At 44.6% G+C, this 9,654-nt stretch carries 9 protein-coding genes; 1 reads left to right on the forward strand and 8 read right to left on the reverse strand.

Annotation, left to right across the window (positions count from 1 at the left end):
• Window positions 1–11 precede the first annotated feature (11 nt).
• Together ftsX and ftsE are read right to left on the reverse strand one after the other, a co-directional pair.
• Window positions 12–908, reverse strand: coding sequence for a permease-like cell division protein FtsX (gene ftsX, locus ISALK_RS02440; RefSeq protein WP_160718672.1), 897 nt, complete (start codon window positions 906–908; stop codon window positions 12–14).
• Complete coding sequence (ftsE, locus tag ISALK_RS02445) at window positions 898–1,584, reverse strand: cell division ATP-binding protein FtsE (protein ID WP_160718674.1); 687 nt, start codon at window positions 1,582–1,584, stop codon at window positions 898–900. The genes ftsX and ftsE overlap by 11 nt, the downstream gene beginning before the upstream one ends.
• A 230-nt stretch (window positions 1,585–1,814) precedes the next feature.
• Between ftsE and ISALK_RS02450 the strand changes: the two genes are divergently transcribed.
• The gene (locus ISALK_RS02450) at window positions 1,815–2,402 is read left to right on the forward strand and encodes a 5-formyltetrahydrofolate cyclo-ligase (RefSeq protein WP_160718676.1); all 588 of its coding nucleotides are present in this window, start codon (window positions 1,815–1,817) and stop codon (window positions 2,400–2,402) included.
• 494 nt (window positions 2,403–2,896) lie between these two features.
• On the opposite strand, the gene ISALK_RS02455 is transcribed toward ISALK_RS02450, so the two are convergent.
• The 6 genes from ISALK_RS02455 to ISALK_RS02480 all read right to left on the reverse strand — a co-directional run bounded on the left by ISALK_RS02455 (window position 2,897) and on the right by ISALK_RS02480 (window position 9,633).
• Window positions 2,897–5,314: a Lon protease family protein gene (locus ISALK_RS02455; protein ID WP_160718678.1), complete on the reverse strand. Its 2,418-nt coding sequence runs from the start codon at window positions 5,312–5,314 to the stop codon at window positions 2,897–2,899.
• Window positions 5,315–5,392: 78 nt separating this feature from the next.
• Window positions 5,393–6,136: a metal-dependent hydrolase gene (locus ISALK_RS02460; protein WP_160718680.1), complete on the reverse strand. Its 744-nt coding sequence runs from the start codon at window positions 6,134–6,136 to the stop codon at window positions 5,393–5,395.
• A gap of 164 nt (window positions 6,137–6,300) precedes the next feature.
• The gene (locus ISALK_RS02465) at window positions 6,301–6,951 is read right to left on the reverse strand and encodes a CoA transferase subunit B (protein ID WP_160718682.1); all 651 of its coding nucleotides are present in this window, start codon (window positions 6,949–6,951) and stop codon (window positions 6,301–6,303) included.
• Window positions 6,951–7,604, reverse strand: a complete 654-nt coding sequence (atoD, locus tag ISALK_RS02470; protein ID WP_160718684.1) for an acetate CoA-transferase subunit alpha — start codon at window positions 7,602–7,604, stop codon at window positions 6,951–6,953. Before atoD ends, ISALK_RS02465 begins: the two co-directional genes overlap by 1 nt.
• 102 nt (window positions 7,605–7,706) lie before the next feature.
• Window positions 7,707–8,660, reverse strand: coding sequence for a dipeptidase (locus tag ISALK_RS02475; protein WP_160718686.1), 954 nt, complete (start codon window positions 8,658–8,660; stop codon window positions 7,707–7,709).
• Entirely contained in the window at window positions 8,647–9,633 is a 987-nt protein-coding gene (locus ISALK_RS02480; protein ID WP_160718688.1) for a threonine ammonia-lyase, read from the reverse strand. Before ISALK_RS02480 ends, ISALK_RS02475 begins: the two co-directional genes overlap by 14 nt.
• Between the last annotated feature and the right edge of the window lie 21 nt (window positions 9,634–9,654).

Below are 9,654 nucleotides of genomic sequence, written 5' to 3' on the forward strand. Positions count from 1 at the left end.
TCAATTTGTGATTACACTTTTAAGTGTTTTCGCATGGAGATTAAACTACCCAGTATTCCAACCCCGATTCCAAGCACCACAAACACTAAGGAAATTTGTTGCAGCATGGCGTCCGCCGAGACAATGTATTCAGCAAACAAGGCATAGAATCGAGTGTAAACCAAGTTGTAAATATATTCATATCCGAAGTACACCACGGTCAGGGCAATTAAGGATCCGATCAATCCTAAAAATATCCCTTCAATGACAAAGGGCCATCGAATAAACCAGTTGGTGGCTCCCACATATTTCATAATGGTGATTTCCTGTCTTCTTGCATTTAAGGTGAGCTTTATGGTGTTGGAAATGATAAACACTGCAATCAATCCTAAAATGACAATTAAAAACAGGCCTGCCACTTGAACAAAATCCGCAATGTTTACAAGGTTATCGATAACATCCTGGTAATATCTTACTTCATCCACACCGGAAATTCCCTGGATGTTTCGTACCACCGCTTGGGAAGCCTCTAACTCTTGAAAGTACACAATGTAGGAATTCGGTAAGGGATTGTTCTCCAAGGTATCCAGCAGATATCCCTGTTCTCCCCAGCTTTCCTTCATTTTATCCAAAGCATCATCCTGGGACTCGTATTCCACATTGGCGACCCCTTGAATGCTTTCCAGCTCTGTGCCGATGCTGTCGATTTTTTCATTTTCCAGTTCCTCTTCCAGGTAGACCTGAATATTGTCGAACTGACTTTGCCCCATTAAGGCAATATTGTTCATATTGATCACCAGGGTGATAATAACCCCTAGAACCAACAGTGAGGCAGTTACGGAACCGATGGAAGCAATGGACATGCCCCGGTTCCTCCATAATCCCAGTAATCCTTGCTTTGTCATATATCCCATGGTTTTAATCTTCATAGCCATATACTCCTTTCTTGTCGTCCCGAATCACTGTGCCCTTTTCTATGGCTATTACCCGCTGCTCCATCACATCAACAATATCCTTGGCATGGGTGGCCATGATGATCGTGGTTCCCCGCTGATTGATGTGGCGCAGTACCCGCATGATTTCCCAAGCGGTATCGGGGTCAAGGTTCCCCGTGGGTTCGTCGGCAATGACAATACTTGGATTGTTAATAATACTTCTTGCTATGGACACCCGTTGCATTTCTCCTCCTGAGAGTTCATTGGGATATTTCTTTGCTTTATCGCTCAGTCCTACCAAACCTAATACCATCGGAACCTGCCGTCGGATCTCCCGACTCTTTGCCTCCACAATTTCCATGGCAAAGGCTACGTTCTCATATACGGTTTTATTCGGCAATAACCGGAAATCCTGAAAAATCACACCAATACTCCTTCGGAGCAGAGGAATGTTTCGATTGGATACCTTGGTGATATCGTCTTCATTCATCATGATTTTTCCTGAAGTTGCTTGTTCCTCATGGAGCAGTAATTTTATAAAAGTGGATTTTCCGGCCCCGCTGGGTCCTACTAAAAACACAAACTCTCCTTTATCAATTTTTATATTGATATCTTTTAAAGCCACGACATCATGGCGATAGGTTTTTCCCACATTTTGAAATTCGATCAAGCTGAATCATCTCCTACTATATAGTTATTCGACAAAAAACGACCATTCCCTTCTTTTCCAACGAAATTTATATAATTTTATAAAGTTTTAACAAATATCAGTTGTCCAAATGCTTTGTTTGATTGACATAAGCTTCTTATTTATTATAACAGCCTTTTTTTATAAATTCCAATCGAATTAACAATAATTCCTGAATGAATGTTAAAATAAGACCAAAGGAGGAGTTTAAAATGTCTTTTAACAAGAAAGAGCTGCGCCAAGAGATGATCCAGCAACGAAAATCCCTTTCCCCCCTGGAAATCAAGGAAAAGAGCTTGGAAATTTTTCATCGATTACAGGGCTTATCGGCCTATGAAAACGCAAGGAAACTTATGACTTATGTTCCCTTCCGGGAGGAAATTCACACCACTTTATTAATTCGGGATTTTCTTGCAAAAAATCGACAAGTGTTTATTCCCGTTACTCAACCGAAGGAAAAAAAGATTATCATTTCTGAGCTTCTGGATTTGGAGAAAGATCTGGAAACCGGGCATTTCGGTGTAATGGAACCGAAACCCTTTGCTTTTCGTCCGAAGGATCCCAAAATTATTGATCTGGTCATTGTTCCCGGTTTGGCCTTTACCACGAGTGGTTACCGCATCGGCTATGGCGGAGGGTACTATGACCGATTTCTTCCCACGTTGGAGCAAAATCCGGTTACCATTGCCTTAGCCCTAGACTTTCAAATTGTGGATTCCCTGCCCATTGACCGCTACGACGTGCCCGTCGATATGATTGTTACCGAGAGCCGAGTCATTGATTGTCAAAAACATCGCTAAGGCTTCCTGGATGATCCAAAAACCGTTTTCCAAATCCATCCACTTAATAAAAAATAAAAGAATAAAAGAATAAAAAAACACGGGAGAGATTTTTTCTCTTCCCGTGTTTTTTTATTTTTTTCCGTATTGTTCTTGCCATGGTTCTACAGAGGTTCTAAGGAAAAACCCCTTGTCAGACTTGTGACATACTCCCACCACTTATAGAAGTGGGGGCTTCTCGTTCGAGTAGTCTACCGACTACAGCATAAGCGAGCTATCCCCGCGTGTCCCACGGTTCATGTGTCAGCAAATAAGCTAACTCATTACCTTGAATATTTTACACAGAGAAGGAGTGTAATCATCGCTTGGTTGTCGCATTCAGAATACACCGAGCTGACATATTTAGTATACCCCTTTTTGCAAGAACAAAACCACCGATTCATCTCCCACCTACGCGCTCACTTTTTGAGTAAGGAAGGCTAAGAGGAGGGAGACTTCTCGGCATTGCGGTTAAATTACTTGTTTTCTTCTTTTTTATGGTCTTTCTTTTCCTCTTCATGAACCCGCTTAAGCTTCTCCGCTACTTTATGATAAATTGTGCCTTCCGGGTAGCCGGCTTCCTCATCGCACTTCCCTGCGGGGATTCCTGTTAAGATTTCGATGCCTTGATCCACATGACTAATGGCATATATATGAAACTCTCCGGCTTTTACCGATTCTATGACCTCTTCTTTAAGCATCAGATTTTTTAAATTTTTCTCCGGGATCATAACCCCTTGCTCACCGGTTAAGCCTTTGATTTTACAAACATCATAAAATCCTTCGATTTTTTCGTTTGCGCCGCCGATGGGTTGAATTTCTCCCTTTTGATTTACGGATCCCGTTACGGCGATTCCCTGTTTCAGGGGAATATCCGCAATGCTTGAAAGGATTGCATAAAGCTCCGTACTGGAGGCACTGTCTCCATCAATCATGGAATAGGTTTGTTCAAAACTGATGCTTACCGAAAGTGCCATGGGATTTTTTTGAGCAAATTTCGCTCCTAAATACCCGCTGAGGATTAATACCCCTTTATCGTGGATATTTCCACTCTGTTTTACTTCCCGCTCTACATTGATGATTCCGGCTTTTCCTTTATAGGTGGATACAGTGATCCGGCTGGGTCTTCCAAAGGAATGTTCCCCGGTACCCATAACCGCTAATCCGTTGATCTGTCCGATTTTTTCTCCTTCAACATCAATTAAAAGGGTTCCCTCGTCAAACATCTCATTTAATTTTTCCTCATACTTACTGTTTCGATAGATTTTTTCCTGGATGGCTTTTTCCACATGTTCCGTTCCCACGTGAGTAGCATTCTCTGTGGACGCCCAGGCATCTGCTTCATATAGAATCTCCACAATCTGATTAAAGCGGGAGCTGAGCTTCTTTTGATGATCTGCAATCCTTGAGCTGTAGTCAATAACCCGCTTTACCGCATATTTATCAAAATCCAATAGTTCCTGTTCTTCACAGTGGGCGGAGATGAAGCCGGCCATTTTCATCATATGATCTTTATTCTTATCCATTTCCACGTCAAAATCCGACATAACCTTAAATAATTTTTTAAAGTCCTCATCATAGGAAAACAGTAGTCGATAAATGTAAGGGTCTCCGATTAAAATCACTTTGATATCCAAGGGGATGGGCTCCGGTTTAATGCTGGAGGTTACCACCTGGCCCCACTGCTTACCCATGTTTTCGATGTTAATCTCTCCGGTCTTTAAGGATCTTTTTAGAATTTGCCATGCAAAGGGTTCTGTCAACACTTCCCTTGCCTGAATAATTAGAAATCCTCCGTTGGCCTGGTGCAATGCTCCCGGCTTGATCTGGGTAAAGTCGGTTTTCAAAGCCCCCATTTCGTTTTTATATTCTATACTTCCTAAAAGATTATAGTAACTGGGGTTGGTTTCTTGAATCATGGGCGCATATTCTTTTTTACTGTTATCAATAAATAAATTAACCTGATAGCGGTTCATAAAATTTCCTTTGGGTTTCATCTGCATCATCAGCATTTCCTGAGGGCTCTGGGCCCCTTTGGATTTACCGTTTTTAAACTGCTTGATATTTTCAAGAATATCCTGTTCCAGCTCGTGTAGATAATCCACAACTTTTTGCCGTTTACCGTAGGCTTTAAACAGATCCTTCAGGTGTTCGTTTAGAACATAGTAGCTGACCCGTTTTTCCAGTTTTTTAATCTCCTCCCGGGCCTTTTCTTCAATACTGCGAAGCTCATTGAATAGATCGATGGTTTCCAGATTCAATTTTTCCGACTTTTCCCGCAGCTCTTGAATTTCTTCGGTGCTCAGCTCTTCATACTCTTCCTGACTCATGGGTTTTCCGTCGCTTAAGGGTGCGGTGACCAGCCCCTGCTCCGTTTCCCGAAAAACAAAGCCATGCTTCTTCGCAATTTCGTTGAGTTTTTGAATGACTTCTTTATGCTTTTGCTGATATTGTTGATGAATTTCACTCTTTTGGGTTTCATAATCCGTACCGGAAAAAGCATTCGGAATTTCTTCCAACAGCTTATCGATAACCTGTTCCAAATCTTTTTTAAATTCCTTTCCGGTACCTTTATCCATGGAAAGAGCCTTCGGTTTATCCGGGGTGGAAAAATTATATACATAGACCCAATCATCCGGTGCCTTCATTTCTTTGGCATGTTCTTCAGTAATGGACCGGGCATAGCTATTTCTTCCGGTACCGCTTAAGCCGGAAATATAAACGTTATAGCCTTTTTTCTTTACATTCAGTGAGAACTCCAGGGCTTTCGTCGCCCGTTCCTGTCCGATAATCCCCCTAAGGGGCTTTAAGTCTGCGGTGGTTTCAAAATCCAAGTCTTCGATTTTACATGAACTGGTAAGCTTCTCCGGTTTCACTTTTAAATTATCAATCATACCTTCACATCCTTTTTATAAGTTTATGTATTTATACCTCTTTTTAAGGATTTTAAAAGGTTTTTTGTAAATAAACTCTTAAAGCATCAACCCCAGGCGAATAACTAATACGCTGATTAGCAGAAAAATGAAGTTTTCCAGCTTTCCTCCGGTTTTAATATAAAAAGGGAAACGCACTTTTTTATCCAGAGGCCAAAACAATCTGAGCCCCTGTTTCGTAAACATATCGGAAAAAATATGGGAGCCCATTCCGATCCCCAGAATCACGCTGTAATTTGGATAACCGTAAAAGGTTGTAATTTGATGGGTTGCAAAAATCACTAAGGCTAAAAATAACAAAGAATGGGACAGTCCCCGATGATTGCTGATAAGCAAAAGCAGCAACAAAAACCCCACCCACGCTAAGGGATAATGATGATAATAATAAGCAGCAAAAATACTGAGAAGGGCCACCAGACCATGGGTGATATTTCTCAAGGTGCGGAACCCTTTTTTCGCAAAGGATTTCGACATGACAAAGCCCATAAATATCATGAATAGGATCCCATGGAAGATCGGGGTATTCTCAAAGGCAAGGTACCCTGCCACCAATAAGATCCCCAGGAGTAAAAACCAGATCTTTTCGATTAAGTCCGCTTTTACAACCCCGAAGCCTTTAGATAGGCTAGAACCTCCCATATCCATATCGGGAAGCAGGGCCCCAAGCAGGGCCACCCCTATGGAAACTACATTCAGTTCATGGTCATAAAAGGATAATCCGATGATTGTCGCTGTAAATAGTACGGTGAATACGCCAAAGGCGGCATGGGTTCTTCCCATCATGACAGTCCACTCCAATACTGGGTTATACCCCCATTATATAACGAACATTTGTTTCGACGCAAGGTTTTTCAATACTTTTAGCCAAATTTCCATAAAAAAACCACTTCTCCCGGTATTGATGATGAGAAGTGGTTCACTCGATTATCGTTACAACGATTACTTTTCTAAGGATTCATAATCTCCAAGGGAGTCGCTACCGTAAAGTCCGCTTCGGTTGCTTCTTTTATTTCTTCCACAGTGACTTCCTTGGCCCGCTCCTTTAGGACCAGCCCTTTCTTCGCAACTTCAAACACACCCATTTCCGTTACTATCAGGTCCACTTCCTTTTCCGCGGTTAAGGGCAAGTTGCATTGCTTCAGGATTTTGGGACTGCCCTTGCTGGTATGTTCCATGGCAACTATCACTCTTTTGGCTCCCACTACCAGGTCCATGGCTCCTCCCATACCGGGAACCATCTTCCCGGGAATCATCCAATTAGCCAGATTTCCTTCCTGATCCACTTGAAGAGCTCCTAGTACCGTAGCATCCACATGGCCTCCCCGAATAATGGCAAAGGAAGTGGCGCTGTCGAAAAATGCGGCGCCTTTTTTCACAGTGACATGCATGCCTCCCGCATTGACCAGGTCCGGATCTTCCTTCCCCGGTTCCGGAGCGCCCCCCATACCGATGTATCCGTTTTCCGATTGAAGAATCACTTCCACATCCTCTTCAATATAATTAGCCACCTTGGTGGGCATACCGATGCCAAGGTTGACGATATCCCCGTCTTTTAACTCTTTTGCTACCCGTTTAACAATTCGTTCTCTCGCTTCCATTATACCGTCCCCCTTACAATATGATCGACAAAAATATGGGGTGTTGCCACATTGTTGGGATCGATCTCCCCGACATTGACCACCTGTTCCGCTTCCACGATCACCCGGTCCGCCGCCATCGCCATGATGGGGTTAAAATTCCTAGTGGAGTTCCTATACCAGATATTCCCTTTTCCATCCACGATACTGCCTCGAATAAGGGCCAGATCCGCCTTTATGGGCATCTCCAATAAATAGTCCTTTCCGTCAACTTCCACCACTTCTTTTCCCTCTTCCACCACGGTGCCGACCCCTGTAGGGGTTAAGAAGCCCCCCAGGCCTGCTCCGGCGGATCGGATCTGTTCCGCCAGGGTTCCCTGGGGAACCAGGCGAACATCCATCTCGTTGCTGTGCATCTGTTTTCCCGACTCCTTGTTGGTGCCGATATGGGAGGTTATCACTTTTTTTACCTGTTTGTTCACCACAAGCTTTCCGATCCCCCGATCAGGAAAACCGGTATCGTTACAGATCAAGGTCAAGTCCTTAACCCCTTTTTCCAGGAGACCTTCAATTAATCGGTCCGGGGATCCATTGCCTAAAAACCCTCCGATCATAATGGTCATGCCGTCTTCCATATAGGAAATCGCTTCTTTGATGTCTATGACTTTTTCCACAATTCATCACTCCCTGTTCTATATAATTGTATTTCTTGATTATTTACTATTGTATTACAGGAAAGCGGTTTTCACAACAGCCCAGTCCCTATAATTAAACAGTTACCCCAAAACTTCGTGAATCATCCGACGTCCGTTTTTATGGGTGATATACTCGATTTCCTTCGATGAAAACCCTTCCTTTTCCATGGCTGCAATCAACCCTTGAATTTCTCCCATATCTTGGATTTCCAGTGTACTGCTGATCCCGTCAAAGTCGCTGCCAAGAACCAGAGCCTCGATTCCCGCTACGTTAATGATGTGTCGCATATGCTTAAGCATGGCTTCGATTTTGCTTATGGGATCATCACTTAAAAAATAATGGGCGAAGTTCAGACCCGTAACCCCTCCGCCGTTGCCTAAGGCTCTTAGCATTTCATCGGATAGATTCCTGGGATGTGTTTTCACCGTCCTGGCATTGGAGTGGGAAGCGATAAAAGGCTGTTTCGATCCCTCCGCCACATCCCAAAAACCTCCGTCGGAGAGATGGGAAACATCAATCAGCATCCCTAAGTGATTCATGGCCTCAATGACTTCTTTGCCGAAGGGCTTTAGTCCCCGATCCCGGTTTTGGTAGTGAATATTGGGAAAGCCGATTTGATTTTCATGATTCCAGGTAAGGGTGATCAATCGAACCCCCCGTTGGTGAAAAGCGGATAATTTGTCCAAACTGCCCTCGATGGCTTCCCCTTCTTCGATGGTCAAAAAGGCGGAGATCTTTCCTTTCCCTTCATTTTTTAAAAGATCCTTCGATCCTTTAGCCAAGGCGATATCCCCGGGATTTTTCTTCAGTTCCTCCTCAAAGCGCTGAAGCATTTCCATGGTATGGTCAAAGGGGCTTTTCTTTTTTCTGCTCACAACCTTCAGATCAAAGAACAGGGCGAAGAACTGGGCCAGGACCTTTCCTTGTTTCAGCTTCCCGATATCCACCTGAAAATCGTTGGCTTTCAGTTCTGCCCCCTCTCCACTGTCCATAATTCTGAGCATGGTATCACAGTGAAAATCAATTACCTTCATAGGATCCCCCTTTCAATATTTCGATCATGGTCTCTTCATCCACATTGCCCCCGCTGAGAAGAAAACAGACCTTCTCCTTTTTTTTCAGTTGCAATTTTCCTCCCAGGGCCGCGGCAATCCCCACCGCTGCGGAAGGCTCCACCACAAGCTTCGTTTCCATATAGAGGGCTTTTGTGGCTTGACGGAGGTCGGATTCCCCCACGGTGATCACCTGGTCCACCAGGGCTTGAATGATTTCAAAATTCCGTTTTCCCGGCTCCACCACCCGGAGACCGTCGGCAAAGGTGTCCTGAATTTCCACCGTGGTCGGCCGTCGATTTTCCAGGCTTACAGTATAACGGGGCACCGCTTCGGTTTCCACCCCCACCACCTGGATGTTGGGATTGGTCCCTTTAATGGCGCTAACCACACCGGAGAGCAAGCCGCCGCCCCCTAAGGGTACCACCACCCGGTCTACCTCGGGGAGGGCTTCCAGGATTTCCAATCCCACGGTTCCCTGGCCCGCCATTAAATCTTCGTCGGCATAGGAGTGGATCAGAGTATATCCATGGGCCCGGATCAGTTCCTCCACCTTATCGTAACGCTCCCTGGAGGTGGTCCCGTGAAGGATTACCTCGGCCCCCAGGGCTTTCGCCTTTTCCCGTTTGATTTTCGGAGCATTGGTGGGCATCACGATTACCGCTTTGGTGTTCAGCATTTTTGCCGCGTAGCTGACCCCCAGGGCGTGATTCCCCGAGGAGGCGGCGATCACCCCTTTTTCCAGGGCCTCTTTCCCCAGGGTCAGCATTTTGTTGGTGGCTCCCCGGATTTTAAAGGATCCGGTTACCTGGAGATTTTCCGGTTTTACATAAACTTGGGCCCCCACCCGATGATCCAGGGTTTCGCCCCGGAGAAGGGGGGTGATTTTCCCCCGGTTTTTCAAGCGCTCCCGGGCTTTTTCCAATTGATCCAGGGGTATTCCTGTCTCTTTCATAAAGATCCCTCCAATTAATGA

It is taken from the genome of Isachenkonia alkalipeptolytica (assembly GCF_009910325.1).
Taxonomy (GTDB): Bacteria; Bacillota; Clostridia; order Peptostreptococcales; family T1SED10-28; genus Isachenkonia; species Isachenkonia alkalipeptolytica.

Coding starts and splice junctions, on each gene's coding strand:
- ftsX (WP_160718672.1), bottom strand. CDS start 908: ATGAAGATTAAAACCATGGGATATATGACAAAGCAAGGATTACTGGGA.
- ISALK_RS02450 (WP_160718676.1), top strand. CDS start 1,815: ATGTCTTTTAACAAGAAAGAGCTGCGCCAAGAGATGATCCAGCAACGA.
- ISALK_RS02455 (WP_160718678.1), bottom strand. CDS start 5,314: ATGATTGATAATTTAAAAGTGAAACCGGAGAAGCTTACCAGTTCATGT.
- ISALK_RS02460 (WP_160718680.1), bottom strand. CDS start 6,136: ATGATGGGAAGAACCCATGCCGCCTTTGGCGTATTCACCGTACTATTT.
- ISALK_RS02465 (WP_160718682.1), bottom strand. CDS start 6,951: ATGGAAGCGAGAGAACGAATTGTTAAACGGGTAGCAAAAGAGTTAAAA.
- ISALK_RS02475 (WP_160718686.1), bottom strand. CDS start 8,660: ATGAAGGTAATTGATTTTCACTGTGATACCATGCTCAGAATTATGGAC.
- ISALK_RS02480 (WP_160718688.1), bottom strand. CDS start 9,633: ATGAAAGAGACAGGAATACCCCTGGATCAATTGGAAAAAGCCCGGGAG.